Annotated in this window: 12 protein-coding genes; 8 read left to right on the forward strand and 4 right to left on the reverse strand. The window is 71.2% G+C overall.

The features are described 5' to 3' along the window. Nucleotides 1–72: 72 nt before the first annotated feature. Complete coding sequence (locus ACIGJO_RS12895; protein WP_399956350.1) at nt 73–1,581, reverse strand: acyl-CoA synthetase; 1,509 nt, start codon at nt 1,579–1,581, stop codon at nt 73–75. Between the two features lie 150 nt (nt 1,582–1,731). Between ACIGJO_RS12895 and ACIGJO_RS12900 the strand changes: the two genes are divergently transcribed. Next, nucleotides 1,732–4,143 (forward strand): penicillin acylase family protein, encoded by a 2,412-nt coding sequence (locus ACIGJO_RS12900; RefSeq protein WP_399956353.1) that lies wholly within the window; start codon nt 1,732–1,734, stop codon nt 4,141–4,143. An 83-nt stretch (nt 4,144–4,226) separates the two neighbouring features. On the opposite strand, the gene ACIGJO_RS12905 is transcribed toward ACIGJO_RS12900, so the two are convergent. Both ACIGJO_RS12905 and ACIGJO_RS12910 read right to left on the reverse strand, forming a co-directional pair. Beyond that, the gene (locus ACIGJO_RS12905) at nt 4,227–5,777 is read right to left on the reverse strand and encodes an acyl-CoA synthetase (RefSeq protein WP_399956356.1); all 1,551 of its coding nucleotides are present in this window, start codon (nt 5,775–5,777) and stop codon (nt 4,227–4,229) included. Continuing rightward, nucleotides 5,774–6,883 carry an NAD(P)H-dependent flavin oxidoreductase gene (locus ACIGJO_RS12910; protein ID WP_399956359.1) on the reverse strand — a complete coding sequence of 370 codons (1,110 nt, stop codon included), beginning with the start codon at nt 6,881–6,883 and terminating at the stop codon, nt 5,774–5,776. Before ACIGJO_RS12910 ends, ACIGJO_RS12905 begins: the two co-directional genes overlap by 4 nt. A gap of 223 nt (nt 6,884–7,106) precedes the next feature. Between ACIGJO_RS12910 and ACIGJO_RS12915 the strand changes: the two genes are divergently transcribed. Further along, nucleotides 7,107–8,960 (forward strand): serine hydrolase, encoded by a 1,854-nt coding sequence (locus ACIGJO_RS12915; RefSeq protein ID WP_399956362.1) that lies wholly within the window; start codon nt 7,107–7,109, stop codon nt 8,958–8,960. Nucleotides 8,961–9,016: 56 nt separating this feature from the next. On the opposite strand, the gene ACIGJO_RS12920 is transcribed toward ACIGJO_RS12915, so the two are convergent. Continuing rightward, a complete protein-coding gene (locus ACIGJO_RS12920) occupies nt 9,017–10,114 on the reverse strand; it encodes a LacI family DNA-binding transcriptional regulator (RefSeq protein WP_399956365.1) in 1,098 nt (365 codons plus the stop codon). Nucleotides 10,115–10,339: 225 nt separating this feature from the next. Between ACIGJO_RS12920 and ACIGJO_RS12925 the strand changes: the two genes are divergently transcribed. The 6 genes from ACIGJO_RS12925 (at nt 10,340) to ACIGJO_RS12950 (ending at nt 18,094) form a co-directional block, all read left to right on the forward strand. After that, entirely contained in the window at nt 10,340–11,605 is a 1,266-nt protein-coding gene (locus ACIGJO_RS12925; protein WP_399956368.1) for an ABC transporter substrate-binding protein, read from the forward strand. A gap of 141 nt (nt 11,606–11,746) precedes the next feature. After that, nucleotides 11,747–12,583 (forward strand): carbohydrate ABC transporter permease, encoded by an 837-nt coding sequence (locus ACIGJO_RS12930; protein WP_399956371.1) that lies wholly within the window; start codon nt 11,747–11,749, stop codon nt 12,581–12,583. Then, on the forward strand, nt 12,570–13,487 hold the full coding sequence (locus tag ACIGJO_RS12935) for a carbohydrate ABC transporter permease (RefSeq protein ID WP_399956374.1): 918 nt from the start codon (nt 12,570–12,572) through the stop codon (nt 13,485–13,487). The genes ACIGJO_RS12930 and ACIGJO_RS12935 overlap by 14 nt, the downstream gene beginning before the upstream one ends. Nucleotides 13,488–13,532: 45 nt before the next feature. Beyond that, entirely contained in the window at nt 13,533–14,297 is a 765-nt protein-coding gene (locus ACIGJO_RS12940) for an SDR family NAD(P)-dependent oxidoreductase (RefSeq protein WP_399956377.1), read from the forward strand. After that, complete coding sequence (locus ACIGJO_RS12945; protein WP_399956380.1) at nt 14,285–16,078, forward strand: heparinase II/III family protein; 1,794 nt, start codon at nt 14,285–14,287, stop codon at nt 16,076–16,078. Before ACIGJO_RS12940 ends, ACIGJO_RS12945 begins: the two co-directional genes overlap by 13 nt. A gap of 3 nt (nt 16,079–16,081) precedes the next feature. Continuing rightward, nucleotides 16,082–18,094, forward strand: a complete 2,013-nt coding sequence (locus ACIGJO_RS12950) for a hypothetical protein (protein WP_399956383.1) — start codon at nt 16,082–16,084, stop codon at nt 18,092–18,094.

The raw sequence follows: 18,094 nt of genomic DNA on the forward strand, positions 1-18,094 counted from the left end.
CGGCTGCCCGGAGGCGTTCCGCCGGGCACTCCGCAGGGCCGAACCCGGGCACTCCGCAGGCCGGACCCGTCCCTACGGCCGGCCGGCGAACCGGTCCCGCAGCTCGCGCTTGAGGATCTTCCCGCTGGCGTTGCGCGGGAGTCCGTCCACGAACAGCACTTTCTTCGGCGCCTTGAAGCCGGCGAGCTTCTCCCGGGCGTGGTCGATCAGTTCGGCCTCCGTCGCCGCCCCGCGCAGCACGACGACGGCGGTGACGGCCTCGATCCAGCGCTCGTCGGGCAGCCCGATGACGGCGGTCTCGGCGACCGCCGGATGGGTGTAGAGGACGTCCTCGACCTGGCGCGAGGCGACGAGCACCCCGCCGGAGTTGATGACGTCCTTCACCCGGTCGACCACCGTGAAGAACCCCTCCGGGTCACGCACCGCCAGGTCGCCGGAGCGGAACCAGCCGTCGCGGAACGCCGCCGCGGTCTCCTCGGGCTTCTCCCAGTAGCCCCGGCACAGTTGCGGGGACCGGTAGACCACTTCGCCCGCCGTCCCGTCGGGAACCTCATCGCCGTCCTCGTCGACGACCCGTGCCTCGACGAAGAGGACGGGCCTGCCGCAGGAGTCCATCCGGCCCTCGTGCTCGTCGGGTCCGAGGACGAGGGCCAGCGGCCCGATCTCGCTCTGCCCGAAGCAGTTGTGGAAGGCCAGGTCCGGCAGCCGTTCACGGAGGCGTTCCAGGACCGGTACGGGCATGATCGACGCCCCGTAGTACGCCTTGCGCAGCGCGCCGAGTTCCCGCGTGGCGAAGTCCGGGTGGTTGGACAGCCCGATCCAGACCGTGGGAGGGGCGAAGAGGCTGTCCGCCTGCCCGGCCTCCACCAGGTCGAAGATCCGGGCGGCGTCCGGCGAGTCGAGGATGGTGTTCTCGGCGCCGACCGCGAGGTACGGCAGCAGGAACACATGCATCTGGGCGGAGTGGTACAGCGGCAGGGAGTGCACGGGCCGGTCCCCGGCCGCCAGACCGAGCGCGGTGATCGCGCTGACGTACTCGTGGACCAGCGCCCCGTGCGTCATCATCGCGCCCTTGGGCAGGGCGGTGGTGCCGGAGGTGTAGAGCAGCTGCACCAGGTCATCGGCGTCCGGCTCGCGCTCGGGGGTGAAGGGCCGGGGCGTGTCCAGCGCGTCGAGCAGGCTGTCCGGCGCGTCGCGCAGCGCGCGTACCCGGGTTCCGGCCGGAAGCAGTCCGGCGAGGTCCGGATCGGTGAGGACGAGTGAGCTGCCGGACTGGCCGAGAAGGTACGTCAGATCCTCGCCGGTGAGGTTCTGATTGACCGGCACATGGACGAGCCCGGCGCGGGCACAGGCCAGGAAGGCGATCAGGTACACATCGGAGTTGTGCGCGTAGGAGGCGACCCGGTCTCCGGGGCGCAGGCCGTGCTCGCCGGTCAGGACGGCGGCCGCGGTACTGACCGCGGTCTCCAGGGACCCGTAGGTCCAGGTCCGTCCGCCGTACCGCAGGGCGGTGCGGCCGGGGGTGCGCCGTGCGCTGCGCGTCACGACACCATCGACTGTGCTGCTGCGTACACCTGTCATGGCGTGATCTTGTGCGGACACGAACGGGTGGTCAAGAGGCTGGATAGCGATCAACCGGTTGACAGATGCCCGGGGCTGCTGGCTGAGTGACGCCAGGCTGCCCGCAGCCTCGGGCAACCATCCTTCCCACCCGTACAGTTGGGAGCAGACTTGTCCCTCCGTAACCGTCTGAGAGTGATCGCGGTCGCCGGTCTCGCGCTGGCCGGCATGTCGGCCGGGCTGCCGCCCGCCGCGGCCGGTGCCCCGCACGAACGGCACCCCTCCGGCGGCGGTCTCTCCGCCGTCATCCGGTACACCGAGTACGGCATTCCGCACATCGTGGCGAAGGACTACGCGAATCTGGGCTTCGGCAACGGCTGGGCGCAGGCGGCCGATCAGGTCTGCAACCTGGCCGACGGGTTCCTCACGGTGCGCGGCGAACGGTCCGGGTACCTCGGTGCGGACGGGGTACCGGACGGTTCGCTGTCCTCGGCCACCACGAACCTCTCCAGCGATCTGTACTTCCGCGGGGTCCGCGACGGCCGCACCGTCGAGAAGCTGCTGAGCACCCCCGCGCCGGCGGGCCCGAGCCGCGACGCGAAGGAGTCGATGCGCGGCTTCGCGGCCGGGTACAACGCCTGGATCAAGCAGAACCGGATCACCGACCCGGCCTGCCGGGGTGCCTCCTGGGTACGGCCCGTCACCGCGCTGGACGTCGCGGTCCGGGCCTTCGCCCTCTCCGTGCTCGGCGGCCAGGGCCGGGCCATCGACGGCATCACGGCCGCGCGGCCCCCGTCCGGCGCGGCGGCGGAGCCGGGTGTGACTCCGGGCGAGGCGGCGGAGGCGGCCGCACGGCTGCTGTCCACGCAGAACGCGGACATGGGCTCCAACGCCGTCGCCTTCAACGGGACGACGACGGCGAACGGACGCGGGCTGCTGCTCGGCAACCCGCACTACCCGTGGCAGGGCGGACGCAGGTTCTGGCAGTCGCAGCAGACCATCCCGGGCGAACTGAACGTCTCGGGCGGGTCGCTCCTCGGCTCGTCCACGATGTCGATCGGGCACAACGCGAACATCGCGTGGAGCCATACGGTCGCCACGGGCGTCACGCTCAATCTGCATCAGCTGACCCTGGACCCGGCCGACCCGACCGCGTACCTCGTGGACGGCGTACCGGAGCGGATGGTCAAGCGCACGGTCTCGGTGCCGGTGAAGGGCGCCGCCCCGGTGACCCGCGCCCAGTGGTGGACCCGGTTCGGGCCGGTCGTCACCTCGCTCGGCACCGGGCTGCCGCTGCCGTGGACGGCGGACACCGCGTACGCGCTGAACGACCCGAACGCGTCGAATCTGCGCGCCTCGGACACGGCTCTCGGCTTCAGCAAGGCACGCGGCACCGCCGGAATCCAGGACACGCTGCGCCGCACACAGGGCCTCCCCTGGGTGAACACGATCGCCGCCGACTCCTCCGGGCACTCCTTCTTCTCCCAGTCCCAGGTCCTGCCCCGGATCACCGACGACCTGGCCCGGCGCTGCTCGACCGCGCTCGGCGGGGCGACCTACCCCGCGTCCGGGCTCGCGGTGCTGGACGGCTCGAGGAGCGACTGCGCGCCGGGGTCGGACCCGGACGCGGTGCAGCCGGGGATCTTCGGTCCGGGCCGGATGCCGACGCTGAAGGACACCCCGTACGTCGAGAACTCCAACGACAGTGCCTGGCTGACGAACGCCGAGCACCCGCTGACGGGCTACGAGCGGGTCTTCGGCACCATCGGGACGAACCGCTCGATGCGTACGCGCGGGGCGGTCGAGGACGTGTCGGCGATGGCGGAGCGGGGGCGGCTGCGCGTCGCCGACCTGCAGCGCCAGCAGTTCGCGAACCGCGCGCCCGCCGGTGATCTGGCGGCCGCCGACATGGCGGCGGCGTGCTCGGCGCTTCCGGGCGGCACGGCGGTGGGCACCGACGGCTCACCGGTCGACGTGTCCGCGGCCTGCCCGGTGCTGAGCCGCTGGGACCGGAGTGTGGACACCGGCAGCCGGGGCGCGCTGCTCTTCGACCGCTTCTGGCGCCGGGCGGCGAAGGTACCCGCCGACCGGCTGTGGCAGGTGCCGTACAGCCCCGCCGATCCGGTACGGACCCCGAACACCCTCAACACCTCGGCCCCCGGGGTCACGGCGGCGCTCGCCGATGCCGTGACGGAGCTGCGGGCGGCGGGGATCGCCCTGGACGCCCCACTGGGCGACCACCAGTTCGTCGCGCGCAACGGGCAGCGCCTCCCGATCAGCGGCGGTACGGAGTCACTGGGCATCTGGAACAAGACGGAGCCCCGGTGGAACGCGGCGGCCGGCGGCTACACCGAGGTGTCGGACGGCTCCAGCTACATCCAGGCGGTCGGCTGGGACGGCGGGAAATGTCCGGTCGCCAGGACGCTGCTGACGTACTCCCAGTCGTCGAACCCCGCGTCGGCGCACTTCAGTGACCAGACCCGGCTGTACTCCCAGGAGCGCTGGGTGACCTCGCGGTTCTGCGAGAAGGACATCATGCGCTCGCCGGATCTGCGGGTGGAGCGGGTGCGCGAGCACCGCTGACCGGCATCGCTGACGGCACCGCTGACCGGCATCCCGGCCGGTGCCCCGGGGGGGCCGCCCCTCCCCGGGCACCGGCCGCCGGATCACAGGGCGCCGGGGCGGTCCTCCCAGTACGGGTCGCGCAGGCGCCGTTTGTACAGCTTGCCGTTGGGGTCGCGGGGCATCACGGCGATGAAGTCGACGCTTCTGGGCCGCTTGAACCCCGCGAGGCGCTGTTCGCAGTGGGCGAGGATCCCGGCGGCCAGCGCCTCACCCGGCTCGTGGCCCTCGGCCGCTTCGACGACGGCCTTGACCTCCTCGCCCCAGTCACTGTGCGGGATGCCGAAGACGGCGGCGTCGGCGACCGCGGGGTGGGCGAGGAGGGCCGCCTCGATCTCGGCGGGGTAGATGTTGACGCCACCCGAGATGATCATGTCGATCTTGCGGTCGCGGAGGAAGAGATAGCCCTCCTCGTCCAGGATGCCCAGGTCACCGACGGTGAAGAAGTCGCCGATGCGGTTCTTCCGCGTCTTGGTCTCGTCCTTGTGGTAGCTGAAGCCGCCGGTGCTCATCTTCATGTAGACGGTGCCCAGTTCACCGGGTGCCAGACGGTTCCCGTCGTCGTCGTGGACGGCCAGCTCGCTGATGGGCCAGGCCCTGCCGACGGTTCCCGGCTTCTTCAGCCAGTCCTCGGCGGTGGCGAACGCGCCGCCGCCCTCACTGGCCGCGTAGTACTCCTCGACGCACTGCCCCCACCAGTCGATCATCGCCCGCTTGACGTGCTCGGGGCAGGGGGCGGCGCCGTGGATGGCGTGCCGCATGGACGAGACGTCGTAGCGGCTCTTCACCTCGTCGGGCAGGGCGAGGAGCCGGTGGAACTGCGTCGGGACCATGTGTGTGTGCGTGCAGCGGTACGCGTCGATGACCCGGAGCATCTCCTGCGGTGTCCATCTGTCCATCAGGACCAGGGGGTGGCCGATGTGCAGGGACGCGCCCGCGAACTGGAGCACGGCCGTGTGGTAGAGCGGCGAGCAGACCAGGTGGACGTTGCCGTCGAACGGCCTGATGCCGAAGATGCCGAGGAAGCCGCCGAGGTGGCTCTCCTCGGGGAGCTTTCCGGAGAGCGGCCGCCGGATACCCCGGGGGCGGCCGGTGGTGCCCGAGGTGTAGTTCATCACCCAGCCCAGGGTGCGGTCCCCCGGTGGGGTGTCCGGTCCGCCGTCGAGCAGTTCCGCGTACGGGCGGCAGCCGTCGATGGCGCCCACGGCGTAGCGGTGGGTGGCGGGCAGTCCCGCCTCGTCGGCCGCGGCGGTCGCGGCCTCGGCGAACCGTTCGTGGGCGATCAGCACCTTGGCGCCGGAGTCCGCGACGATCCAGGCGATCTCGGGGCCGATGAGGTGGTGGTTGACGGGGACGAGATAGAAGCCGGCCTGGGCGGCGGCGAGGTAGGCGGTGAAGAACTCGACGCCGTTGGGCAGGACGACGGCGAACGCGTCGCCCTGTCCGAGGCCTGCCGCGCGCAGTCCGTGGACCATGCGGTTGGCGGCGGCGTGCAGCCGGCCCGCGCTCCACTCCTCGCCGTCGGGTGCGACGAGGACGGTGCGGCCGGGGTCGGCGGTGGCCTGGGCCCAGAACCCGTTGGGCGGCTGGTTCATGAGGCGCTCCGTCCGGCGATGCGGTTGATGCGGTCCACGGCGCGTTCGAAACCGCGGGTCAGGTCGTCGAAGACCGCCTGGACGCTGCGTTCGGTGTTCATCCGCCCGACGATCTGGCCGACCGGTGTGCCGAGCAGGGCGCCGACCTCGTACTTCTGGATCCGGGAGACCGCTTCGGCGACCAGGAGTCCCTGGAGCGGCATGGGCAGGGTGCCGGGTCCGGCGGCGTCGTCCCAGGCCTCGGTCCATTCGGTACGCAGCTGACGGGCGGGTTTCCCGGTGAGGGCGCGGGAGCGGACCGTGTCGCCGGATCCCGCGTCGAGGAGTTTGCGGGTCAGCGCCGGGGAGTGGAGGTCGGCCTCCTCGGTGGTGAGCCAGAGGGAGCCGAGCCAGACGCCCTGGGCGCCCAGGGCGAGTCCGGCGGCGATCTGTTCACCGCTGCCGATGCCTCCGGCGGCGAGGACGGGCAGCGGGCCGACGGCGTCCACCGCCTCGGGGACGAGCACCATGGAGGCGATCTCGCCCGTGTGGCCGCCCGCCTCGTAGCCCTGGGCGACGACGATGTCGATGCCCGCTTCGGCGTGCCGCCGGGCGTGTTCGGCGCTGCCGGCGAGCGCGGCCACGAGCACGCCGTTCCCGTGCGCGCGTGCGACGACATCGGGGGGCGGGGAGCCGAGGGCGTTGGCGAGGAGCCTGATGGGGTAGCCGAAGGCGACATCGAGCTGGCTGCGGGCGACTTCCTCCATCCAGCCGGTGATGCGCCAGCCGGATGCCTCGCCCTCGGCGAGCTCGGGGACGCCGTGCTTGGCGAGGGTGTCCCGGACGAACCTGCGGTGCCCTTCCGGGATCATCGCCTCGACGTCCGCCTCGGTGACCCCCTCCACCTTCCTGGCCGGCATGACGACGTCCAGGCCGTACGGCTTGCCGTCGGTATGCGCCTGCATCCAGTCGAGATCGCGGGCCAGGTCGTCCGGCGCGGTGTAGCGGACCGCCCCGAGCACACCGAAACCGCCGGCTCTGGTGATGGCAGCGGCCACCGCGGGGAACGGCGTGAAGCCGAAGATGGCGTGCTCGATCCCCAGTTTCTTGCTCAGCTCCGTCTCCATGGGCCGCAGGATGCCGCAGCCGGACAACCGAGGGAAGAGATTTTCTGATGCAGTGTCAGATTCTTTGTGACGCCGGGGCCGTACGGGGCGGCGGAGGTGACAGTAATCTCGGCGGCGGCAAGAAGTTTCACTCTTCGGAGAGATCGCGAAAGTTATTTTCGCGCGGGCGCCGACACGCGGGTGCCGCCCGCGGGGCGCCCCCAGATGCGGGAAGGGGTTGCGGATGACCGGGGACGCGACGGGGAGAGGATTCGGCCGCCGGAGGCTGGGCGGCGGGATACTTGCCCTGGGCGGAGCGCTCGTCCTGGCACCGATCCCCCTGGCGGGGACGGCCGCCGGGGCGGAGCCGGGCACAGGAACGGGCGTGGGTACGGGCATGGACCAGGGCGGGCACAGCGGACCGGCGCGGGGGCGCCCCACGCTGCGGCGCGGTTCCGCCGCGCGTGCGGGGCTCCTCCAGGAGCCGCTGGACCAACTCGTCATGGATGCGGAGAAATACCTCGCCGACTCCCCCGCGCACCCCTGGTACGCGGGCGCGGTCCTGCTCGCCGGGCGCGGCGGCACGGTGGCGCTGCACCGGCCGATCGGCAAGGCGGTGCGCTACGCCGCGTACGACGAGAAGACCGACACGGGGGTGGAGTTCCCGCCCGAGCAGCAGATCGCGATGGCCGAGGACACCGTCTTCGACCTCGCCTCGGTCTCCAAGCTCTTCACCTCGATCCTGGCCGTGCAGCAGATCGAACGCGGCGCGCTGGAGCTGGAGGCCACGGTCGCCTCGTACCTCCCGGACTTCGCGGGCGGGGGCAAACAGGACATCACAGTCCGTCAGCTGCTGACGCACACCTCCGGCTTCCGGGCCTGGATCCCCCTCTACAAGGAGCCCACCCGGGAGGGAAAGCTGCGGCTGCTGTGGAACGAGGTGCCGACGAGCCCGCCCGGCAGCGCCTATCTCTACTCCGACCTCAATCTGATCTCGCTCCAGCTGATCCTGGAGCGGATCACCGGCCGCCCCCTGGACGGACTGCTCCGCGAGGAGATCACCGCTCCGCTGGGGATGCACCGCACCCGCTACAACCCGCCCGCCTCCTGGAAGCCGAAGATCGCGGCCACGGAGGACGCCCGGCTGCCCTGGTCGGGGCTGGAGCGCGGGCTCGTCTGGGGCGAGGTGCACGACGAGAACGCCCACAGCCTGGGCGGGGTCGCGGGCCACGCCGGGGTGTTCTCCTGCGCCTGGGACCTGGCGGTCCTCGCCCGTACGCTGCTCAACGGCGGGGTCTACGGCCGCTCCCGGATCCTGTCCGAGGACTCGGTCGAGCTGCTGTTCACCGACTTCAACACCGCGTTCCCCGGTGATGAGCACGGCCTCGGCTTCGAGCTCTACCAGCACTGGTACATGGGCGCGATGGCCACGCCCCGCACGGCGGGCCACACCGGCTTCACCGGCACCAGCCTGGTGCTGGACCCGTCGACCGACTCGTTCCTGATCGTGCTGGGCAATTCCGTGCATCCCGTACGGAACTGGCGCTCGGGCAGCGCCCCCCGCGTCGCGGTGGCGAACCGGATGGCGCGGGCCGTCGCGGTGCGGCCCGCCCGGGGGCGCACCGCCTGGTTCTCCGGCATGGCCGGTGCCACCACCGCCACGCTGACGCTGCCCGCGCTGCGCCCGGTGTCCGCGCGGGCCGGGCTGAGCTGTGCGCTGTGGTGGGACACCGAGCCCGGCTCCGACGTCCTCGCCCTGGAGGTGTCGGCCGACGCGGGGGCGAGCTGGCAGCCGGTGCCGTTCACCACCGCGGCGTCGGACTCAGCAGGAAAGCCGGAGCCCCAGCCCCACCCGGCGGGCGCGGTGTCGGGCTGGTCGGGGCGCCGCTGGCACCGCCTGGAGGCGGACCTGGCCGCATGGCGCGGCAAGGAGGTACGGCTGCGCTGGCGTTACACCACGGACCAGTTGTATGTGGGCCGGGGCGCCTACGTGGACGGCATCCGGGTCCGGGACGGCGGCCGCACGGTCTTCGACGAGTCGAGACCGCGGGATGCCGTACTGATCGAGGCGGCCGGCTGGACTGCCTCGGCGGACTGAGACCGGCGTCCGGGCCCGCACCGGCCGCCGTGCCACCGGCCCGCCCGCACCGGCGCTCACGCCACCGGTGCGGGCGCGGACGCCGGCACGGCGGCGGGTGCGGGCACCCGTACCGGTGCCGGCGCCGTCGACTCCCGTACCACCAGCCGGGGGCGGATGAGCAGCGAGCGCCCTGCCGAGGGGGCCGCGTCGATCCGGGCCCTGAGCTGCTGGAACGTCTCCGCGGCCATCTCGGGCAGTGGCTGGCGGACCGTGGTCAGCGGGGGTTCGAAGAGGTCGGCGAGCAGGATGTCGTCGAAGCCCACCACCGAGATGTCCGCTCCGGCGCTGAGCCCGGCGTCCTTGGCCCCCCGGCAGATCCCGATCGCGCACATGTCGTTGATCGCGACGAACGCGGTGGGCGGACGCGGCCCGGCCAGCAGCTCGCGGGCCGCGTTCCGGCCCAGCTCGGCGGCGTCCTTGTCACCGAACTCCGCGGTGTCCGCGCCCGGCCACACGATCGCGTCGGCCGGGTCGAGACCGGCCGATTCCAGGGCCGCGCGGAAGCCGCGGAGCCGTTCGCGGCGGTTGACACTGTTGACGGAACCGGAGACGAAGGCGAGTCTGCGGTGGCCGAGTTCGATCAGATGCCTGGTGGCGAGCTCGGCGCCCATCGCGTTGTCCACACTGATGCTGGCCAGCGACGCCGGGTCGCCCGCCTGGGCCGTGCGGTCGAAGGCGACCATCTTCAGACCCCGGCTGAGCAGCGGCGCGACATGTTCGAGCGAGGGCAGCGATGAACAGAGCACCACGCCGCTCACCCCGTCCGCGAGCAGCTCCTCGCCGTACTTGAGCTCACGGGCCGGGTCGCGCTCGCTGTTGCAGAGCAGGACGTGGTAGCCCTCGGCGAGCGCGATGGCCTCCAGCTCACGGGCGAGCGCCCCCCAGAAGGGGTTGGCGACGGACGGCACGATGAGGCCGATCACCTTGATCCGGCCCGTGCGCAGCATCCGCGCGGCCCGGTTGGGCCGGTAGCTCAGCTGCTCGATGACCTGCTCGACGCGGGCCAGTGTCGCCGCCTGCATACGGTCGGTACGCCCGTTGAGGACGTTGGAGACCGTGCTCGCGGACACCCCCGCAGCCGCCGCAACCTGATGGATCGTAACCCCGCTCATGCCACCTCCGGTTCAGAACACCGTGCCGATCGTAGTGTATCGATTTACTTAACTCTCTCCATCGATACACCCGTTAACTTTCCCGAAAAATTGTTGTGCATCAGCTGTTGACGCCACTCTCGGAGCGTTCTTAGTCTCAGTGCATCGATTTACCAGCACTTCCCAGCCATGGCTGGGACACCCATCGCTGGATCGATCCACAGCCTCCACCTCAAGGGGTGTCCCATGGAACTCAACAGACGGTCGCTGCTCGCTGTCATCGGCGCGGGCACTGCCGCGGCCCTCACCGGCTGCGGCACCGGCTCCTCGTCGGCCGGTTCGGCCGACGGCCCCGCCGAAGGTGAGATCACACTGCTCACCCCGATCTACGAAGGCGCCAAAGGCAAGACGCTGCTGGAGGGCAAGATCCTCGGCGGGTTCCGGAAGAAGTATCCGGACGTCAAGGTGAACGTGGACTACACCACGTACGCCCAGCTGAACGAGAAGATCACCACCGGTCTCGCGGGCGGGCTGCTGCCCGACGTCCTGATGATGGGTGTGGGCTGGATCCCGCCGTTCGCGGCCAAGAAGGCGATCGCCGAGCTGCCGGAGAAGCTGGCCACCGCGCACGACTACGAGGAGCGGGTGCTGGCGCCGTCCCGCTACAACGGCAAGCTGTACGCGCTTCCGGTGATCCTGGACACCCGCATCGTGGTCTACCGCAAGGACCACTTCGCGGAGGCCGGGATCAAGAAGACCCCGGCCAACTGGGCCGAGCTGCGTGCCGTGGCCAAGCAGCTGACGAGGAACGGACGGGTCGGATTCGACCCGTTCTCCATCGAACTGCGCCAGTGCTGGGAGACCTTCCTCTTCGCCAACGGCGGCCGGCTGTTCAGCGAGGACGGCAAGAAGGTGCTGTTCACCGACGCCCGCGGGGTCGAGGCCCTGCAGTTCTTCAAGGACCTGGTCAAGGACGGTTCGGCGGTCTACGCCAAGAAGACGGAGCTCGGCGCACCGACGAACATACAGACCGGCAAGGCCTCGATGATGATGTCGACGAGCGCCCAGTGGGTCCAGGTCAAGGAGCTGAACCCGGACCTGATCGAGGGCGACAAGCTGGGCGCGTTCATACTCGCCAACCGCAAGCCGGCGATGCTCCAGGGCGGCACACTCGTCACCCAGTCCGCGAGCTCCAAGCACCCGGCGGCGGCACGCGCGCTGGTCGAGTACCTCGCCAGCCCCGAATCGATCCTCGGCGCGGCCTCGCAGCGCGGCTCGGTGCCGGGTCTGCGCGACCTCAACGACTCCGACTATGTGAAGGAGAACCAGTTCGTCGACCTCTCCTTGCAGAACCTCCAGCACGCCGTCTCCGAGGGCGGTACCGCGGCCTGGATGGAGATCCGCGAAAAGATCAAGCCGACGCTGGAACCCGCGATCGTGGGCGGCCAGTCCGCGAAGGACGCCATCGCGGAACTCGGCCGGCTCGCCGAGGCCGCCATCGGCCGGATGTGAGGACCCGTCACTGTGGGAGCGACATCCGTAATGAAGGCACGGCCCGCGCGGCCGCCCGCCGCACCTGAGAAATCGGCGCCGAAGCGCACCGGCCGGGTCCCCACGGGACCCGGGCGCCGACGCCGCCGGGCAGGCATGCTCATGGTGGCGCCCGCGCTGCTGCACGCCTCGCTGTGGATCGGCCTGCCGGTCGTGGCCTCGGTGGTCCTGGCCTTCACGAAGTACGACGTGCTGACGGCGCCGCAGTTCGTGGGCCTGGACAACTTCCGGGACATGATGGACGACGCGGTCTTCCGCAAGTCCATCGTCAACACGGTCATCTACACCTTCTTCACCGTGCCGGTCGGGATGATGCTCGGCCTGCTGGTGGCCCTGGCGCTGCACACCGGTCTCAAGGCGCGCGGCCTCTTCCGTACCGCGGTGTTCCTGCCGCAGATCACGGCGACCGTCGCCATCGCGCTGGTCTGGCTGTGGATCTACAACCCGGGCAACGGCCTGCTCAACGCGCTGCTCTCGTTCGTGGGCGTCGACGGTCCGGCCTGGCTGGCCTCGACGAGCTGGGCGATGCCCTCGGTGATCCTGGTCGGCATCTGGCAGGGCATCGGCATGAAGATGCTCATCTACTTGGCCGCGCTCCAGTCCATGCCGAGGGAGCTGTACGAAGCGGCCTCGGTGGACGGCGCCTCCAAGGCGCGGCAGTTCTTCTCCATCACGCTGCCGCTGCTGAAGCCCGCGACGTTCTTCGTGCTCATCACCTCGATGGTCACCGCGTTCCAGTCCTTCGACCAGATCTACATCCTCACCGACGGCGGCCCCGCCAACAGCACCACGATGATGACGTTCGAGATCTACAAGTCCGCCTTCCGGGAGTTCCGCGTCGGCTACGCCAGCGCGCAGTCACTGGTGCTGTTCGTGCTGCTGATGGGCTTCACCCTGGTCAACCGGCGGATCATGGGAGGCACCCGTGGCCACAGCTGAGCTGCAGAAGCCGGCGTCCGCGCCGAGGCCCCGGCAGAAGCGCAAGCCGGTTTCCGCCGGGAGGATCGCGCTCTATCTGACGCTGTCGGTGGTCTCCCTGCTGATGGTGGTGCCGTTCGTCTGGATGGTGCTCACCTCGCTCAAGACGCCGGTGGAGATCGCCTCCCAGGACGCCGGACTCCTTCCGGAGCACTGGGCGTTCGGGAACTACGTCGACGCGCTGAAGGCGGCACCGTTCGCCACGTACGCCCGCAACAGCTTCATCATCGCCCTCAGCCACACCGTGCTCAATGTGCTGATCGCCTCGATGGCGGGGTACGCGCTGGCACGGATCAGGTTCCGCGGCAGCGAAGTGATCTTCTTCCTGTTCATCGCGGCGCTGATGATCCCGACGTACACCAAGGTGCTGCCGGAGTTCCTGATCGTCCGTTTCATGCCGCTGGCCGGTGGGAACGACATCCTCGGCCAGGGCGGCAGCGGCTGGCTGGACACCTGGTGGGCGCTCATCGTCCCCGGTGCCGTCACCCCGTTCGCGGTCTTCCTCTTCCGCCAGTTCTATCTGGACCTCCCGGTGGAGCTGGAGGAGGCGGCCCGGCTCGACGGGCTCGGCGAGTTCCGGATCTACGCCCGGATCATGACACCGCAGGTCAAGCCCGCGCTCACCACCGTGGCGCTGCTGACCTTCGAGACCTCGTGGAACAACTTCCTGTGGCCGCTGCTGGTGACCCGCACGGACAGCCTCCGCGTGATCCAGGTGGGGCTCTCCGTCTTCAAGACGGAGAACGGCCCGCAATGGCACTTCCTGATGGCCGGCACCACGCTGGCCACCCTGCCCATGGTCATTCTCTTCCTCATCGGCCAGCGCTATTTCGTGCAGGGCTTCGCAACCGCCGGTCTCAAGTGACCGGTTCCGGTCCTCGGACGACCGGTTATCGAAAGGGCTTCACCCATGTCTGCTGATCTCCACGGCTCCCGCGCACTGGTGACGGGGGCGGGCCACGGCATCGGCCGTGCCATCGCCGTCGCCCTCGCCGAGGCCGGCGCCGATGTCGCCGTCCACTACCACTCCTCCGCCGACGAGGCCGCGAAGACGGTCTCCGCGATCGAGGCACTGGGCCGCCGGGCGAAGGCGTTCAAGGCCGATGTGACGGTCACCGCCGATGTGGACCGCCTGGTCGAGGAGGCCACCGGCTTCCTCGGCGGGCTCGACGTACTGGTCTGCAATGCGGGCCACCTGATCGGCCGCGCGAAGATCGCCGAGATGAGCGACGACCACTTCGACCAGGTCCTCTCCGTCAACCTCACCTCGGCCTTCCGCACCGTACGGGCCGCGCTGCCGCATCTGACACAGTCGTCCGCCGGTCGCATCATCACGATGTCCTCGCTGGCCGCGCACAACGGCGGCGGCCCGGGTTCGGTGGCGTACGCCGCCGCCAAGGCCGGTATCCGCGGGTTCACCAAGGGCCTGGCCAAGGAGCTGGCCGGTACCGGGATCACCGTCAACACGGTCGCCCCGGGCTTCATCAAGGGCACCGCCTTCCACGACACGTTCACCGCGCCCGAGGCGCAGCAGGCGATGGAGGCGGGCATCCCGGTGGGCCGCGCCGGCACCCCGGAGGACGTCGCCTCTGCCGTGGTGCACCTCGCCTCGCCCGCCTCCGGCTTCCTCACCGCCACCACGGTGGACATCGACGGTGGCGTATGGCCGCGTTGAGGCGGATCGCCCGGGTGCGCGGCGGCTGGTGGCACGCGTACATCTGCCCGGCGCACGGTGTGGAGCTGGAGCACGGCGATCTGCTCGCAGGCGTCTTCCCGGCGGGCGGCGCGCGCTGCGCGCACGGCTGCCGGGTGGACAACGAGGCGGTGCGCGGCGCCTGGACGGTGCTGTCGCACCAGGCGTGGGCGCGGCACCTGCGGGTGCTCGCCCACCGCGGCGGGCAGGACTCCGAGGCGGTGGCGCGGCTGGTGGAGTACGCGGCGCTGTACGCGGAGCTGGCCACCGACCGGCACGGCGAGGCGCAGACCTGGATGCTGCGCGGCCGGCTGTTCCACCAGGCGCTGACGGACGCCATCTGGGCGGTGAACGTCGGCGACACGGTGAGCACGCTCGCCGAGCGGGGTGTCCAGGGGCTGGCCGTTCTGCTGCCGTTGCTGGACGACCTGGAACAGGCCGCGCTCGACGCCCGTGAGGTGCTCACCGGCCAGGGCCATCTGGCCTCAAACTACACGGCGTGGCTGAACTCCGCCGGAGCCGCCGCGAGCCGTGCGGCCGCGGCGGTGCGGGGCCGGGAGTGGGACGGGGCCAAGGAGTGGCTGGAGGGCGAGGGCGGGCTGTACGCGCATCTGCGGGCCGCCGTCGCCGAGGACGGCTGGGAGTGGGAAGGCAGTACCTACTACCACGGCTTCGTCCTGCGGGCGGCGCTGCTGGCGCTGCGCTCCACCGACCCGTCGGCCATACCCGCCGATGTGGCGGGCGTGCTGGCCGGGATGACGGACGTGCTGGCCACGATCGCGACTCCGGGCGGCATTCTGCCCGCGCTGCACGACGGCCCGTACCTGCGCGCTCCCCTCGCCCTGGAGTGGCTCGAACTGGTCGCGCTGGCACAGCAGTTGGTGCCCTCTGCCGCGCTGGAGCCGGTGGCCGCGCGGGCCCGGGAGGAGCTGGGCGCGGCCGACGACGGGCTCGACGCGCTGCTGGACGGCTGGTTCGCCGGCCCTCCGCTGCCCGAGCGCCCGGCGCCCGCCACGCCCGTCACCGTGTATCCGGTGGCCGGGTACGGGGTGCTGCGCGCCGCGGGCATCCACGCCCTGGTGGACTTCGGCCCGCACGGCGGCTCGCACGGGCACCGCGACAAGCTGTCGCTGTATCTGTACGGGGACACCACCCCGTGGCAACCGGATCCCGGGCAGGTGCCGTACGCCCACACCGAGTTCCGTGATCTCTACGCGTCGACCGAGGCCCACCCGGCGTTCCGGGTGGACGGCGCCGAGCAGGCCGAGTGCGCGGGCACGCTGCTCGGCTCGGACGCCGTCTCGGTGACCGCCGAGGTCACCGAGGCGTACGAGGGGGTGCGCGCGGTCCGGCATGTCGCGGTGGGCGCCTGCTATCTGGTGGATCTGCTGACGGTGACGGGCCGGGAGGCGCGCCGGGTCACGGCGCAGCTGCGTCCCGGCACCTCGCTGGACGTCCAGGTGCAGGCGGCCGGTCCGCTGCGCACCACCTGGTACGGCGACGAGACCCTGCACGGCTGGCACACCCACACCTCCGGGGTCACGGTGCGTCCGCTGACGCGGCCGGGTCCGGGTCCCGCGGACGACCCGCAGCGCACGCGTACCCGCGTCGACCTCACCGCGGAGTCGGAGCACGTGGTGTTCGCCTCGGTGTACCAGGCGGCGTCCGCGGGTCCCGCGGTGAGCGAGGTACGACTGGACGGCGAGGAGCTGACGGTGGAACTGGCGGACGGTACGACGGCGCGCTTCCGGACGGAGGGCTGATCCTTGCTGCTCTCGGCGACCCCGCCGCCCGGTCCGCGCCCCGCCCAGGAGACCCGGGTGCGCGAGGAGGCGGTCCGGCATCGCGGGCTGACTCCGCCCCGCACGCATCCCTCGGCCAGCATCACCTGGCTGGGCCCGGCGGCGTCCAATCCGGCGCTGGCGTACCGGATCGGCGGGGACCCGGCCGATCTGGCGGAGAGCCGGCGGTGGATCGAGGCGGCGGTGCGCCTGCCGCACTGGGGCAAGGCCCATATGCCCGACCACGACCTGGACGCGGGCTGGCTGCTGCACCACCTCTCGCTCGCCCTCCGGTGGATCGGTGACGAACTCCCGGACGGCGTAAGGGCCCTGCTGCGGTACAAGCTGCTGCTCCAGGGTCGGCGGCTGTACGAGTTCGCGGTGGCGAGCGAGGGGCGCTGGTGGTCTTCGTCCTACTGGCAGAACCACAACTGGATCTGTTACGCGGGTCTGGCGACGGCCGGTTACGCGCTGGGCAAGGAGGAGTGGACCGAGCGCGCCAAGGAGAATCTGGGCACGGTCCTGGACCTGATGCCCAAGGACGGTTCGCATGCCGAGGGCGTCGTGTACTGGCGCTACGGGGTGCCGTTCCTCGCGGTCCATCTGGATCTCCTCCAGGAGGCCGAGGGCATCGACTGGTGGGACCGGGGCGGTTTCCTGGCCAATACCTTTCGCTACCGGTTGCATCAGACGGCGCCCGGCTTCGCGTTCAACGTCGACCACGGGGACTGCCACGACCGGCGCAGTGGCCACAGCGCCGGGCTCTACTACCGCCTGGCCGCGCAGTACGGCATCCCGGAGGCACAGTGGATGGGCGATCTGGCCTCGGGCGAACTGCTGTGGGCGGAGGCCGCGGAGAGCGGGGTACGGCCGGGCATCCTGCCGGAGGCGTACCTGGAGTACCTCTGGTACGACCCGTCCGTGGCGGCGGCACGGCCCACCGAGACCCGGGCGTTCTTCCCGGACCTGGGGCTGCTCGCGGCCCGGACCGGCTGGGAGGACGACGCCACGCTGGTGTCGTTCAAGGCGAGTCCCGGCGGTGGCCACGGTGCGTGGGAGACGAGTGAGAAGCACCGGGCGGAGCTGGGCTGGGAGACCCTGAACCAGGGGCATCACCACCCGGATTCGGGTTCCTTCGTGCTGGTCTCGCAGGGCGCGTTCCTCGCCGTGGACGAGGGGTACAGCAACCGCAAGCGGGCCGCGCACCACAATCTGCTGCTGGTGGACGGGCAGGGGTATGCCGATGAGGACCGTTATCACGTCTACAAGGACATTCCGTACGAGCGCCAGGCCCGTCAGCGCGATGTGCTGGTGGACGCCGGTGGCGGGTGGGCACACGCGACGGCCGGGATCGCCGCGATGTACGACCCCGCGCTGGGGGTACGGCGGCTGGACCGGACCCTGGTGTTCACCCCGGCGGGGCGGCTCGTCCTGCTCGACCTCGCCGAGGCGGACGAGGAGCGCGAGTGGACGTTCCTGCTCCAGACCGACCGGCCGACCGAGCCGCTGGCGGACGGCGGCCGGCTGATCCGGTCGGGGGCGGCCACCGCACTCGTCCAGCGGTTCGCGCCGCTGGACGCCTCCGTGAGCTGCGAGGTCACCGAGGTCGAGGCCAACCCGACGTCCAGTACGCCGGAGCTGCGTCTGACCCGCACCCTGCACACGCTGCGGGCCACCACCCCCCGGTCCCGGGACGGGCTCTTCCTCACCACGATCGCCCCGGGCGGGGCGTGCACGGCCGAAGCGGCCGTGTGCGAGGAGGGGCACGGCGTCGTCTTCCGTACGGAGGGTGCGGTCGGGGCGGGGCAGGGCGCCGCGGAGCGTGTCTTCCTCTCCCCCGTCGCCCGCCGGATCCGCACCGCCGCGCTCTCCGCCGACGCCGCGGCCGTCCTCCTCGGCGGCGCGGACGCGCCGTACGTCGTGGCGGCCACCCGGCTGGAACTGGAGGGCCGGCTCCTCCTCGATGTCACCGAGCCGTACACAGGAAAGGTCGGCTGA

Origin of the sequence: Streptomyces sp. NPDC079020, assembly GCF_044542225.1 — a bacterium.
GTDB lineage: Bacteria > Actinomycetota > Actinomycetes > Streptomycetales > Streptomycetaceae > Streptomyces.

What these genes read in the sequence shown, in the direction of transcription:
- ACIGJO_RS12895 (WP_399956350.1), bottom strand. Translation starts at nt 1,581, where the DNA reads ATGACAGGTGTACGCAGCAGCACAGTCGATGGTGTCGTGACGCGCAGC.
- ACIGJO_RS12945 (WP_399956380.1), top strand. Translation starts at nt 14,285, where the DNA reads ATGGCCGCGTTGAGGCGGATCGCCCGGGTGCGCGGCGGCTGGTGGCAC.
- ACIGJO_RS12905 (WP_399956356.1), bottom strand. Translation starts at nt 5,777, where the DNA reads ATGAACCAGCCGCCCAACGGGTTCTGGGCCCAGGCCACCGCCGACCCC.
- ACIGJO_RS12930 (WP_399956371.1), top strand. Translation starts at nt 11,747, where the DNA reads ATGGTGGCGCCCGCGCTGCTGCACGCCTCGCTGTGGATCGGCCTGCCG.
- ACIGJO_RS12940 (WP_399956377.1), top strand. Translation starts at nt 13,533, where the DNA reads ATGTCTGCTGATCTCCACGGCTCCCGCGCACTGGTGACGGGGGCGGGC.
- ACIGJO_RS12915 (WP_399956362.1), top strand. Translation starts at nt 7,107, where the DNA reads ATGACCGGGGACGCGACGGGGAGAGGATTCGGCCGCCGGAGGCTGGGC.
- ACIGJO_RS12920 (WP_399956365.1), bottom strand. Translation starts at nt 10,114, where the DNA reads ATGAGCGGGGTTACGATCCATCAGGTTGCGGCGGCTGCGGGGGTGTCC.
- ACIGJO_RS12925 (WP_399956368.1), top strand. Translation starts at nt 10,340, where the DNA reads ATGGAACTCAACAGACGGTCGCTGCTCGCTGTCATCGGCGCGGGCACT.
- ACIGJO_RS12910 (WP_399956359.1), bottom strand. Translation starts at nt 6,883, where the DNA reads ATGGAGACGGAGCTGAGCAAGAAACTGGGGATCGAGCACGCCATCTTC.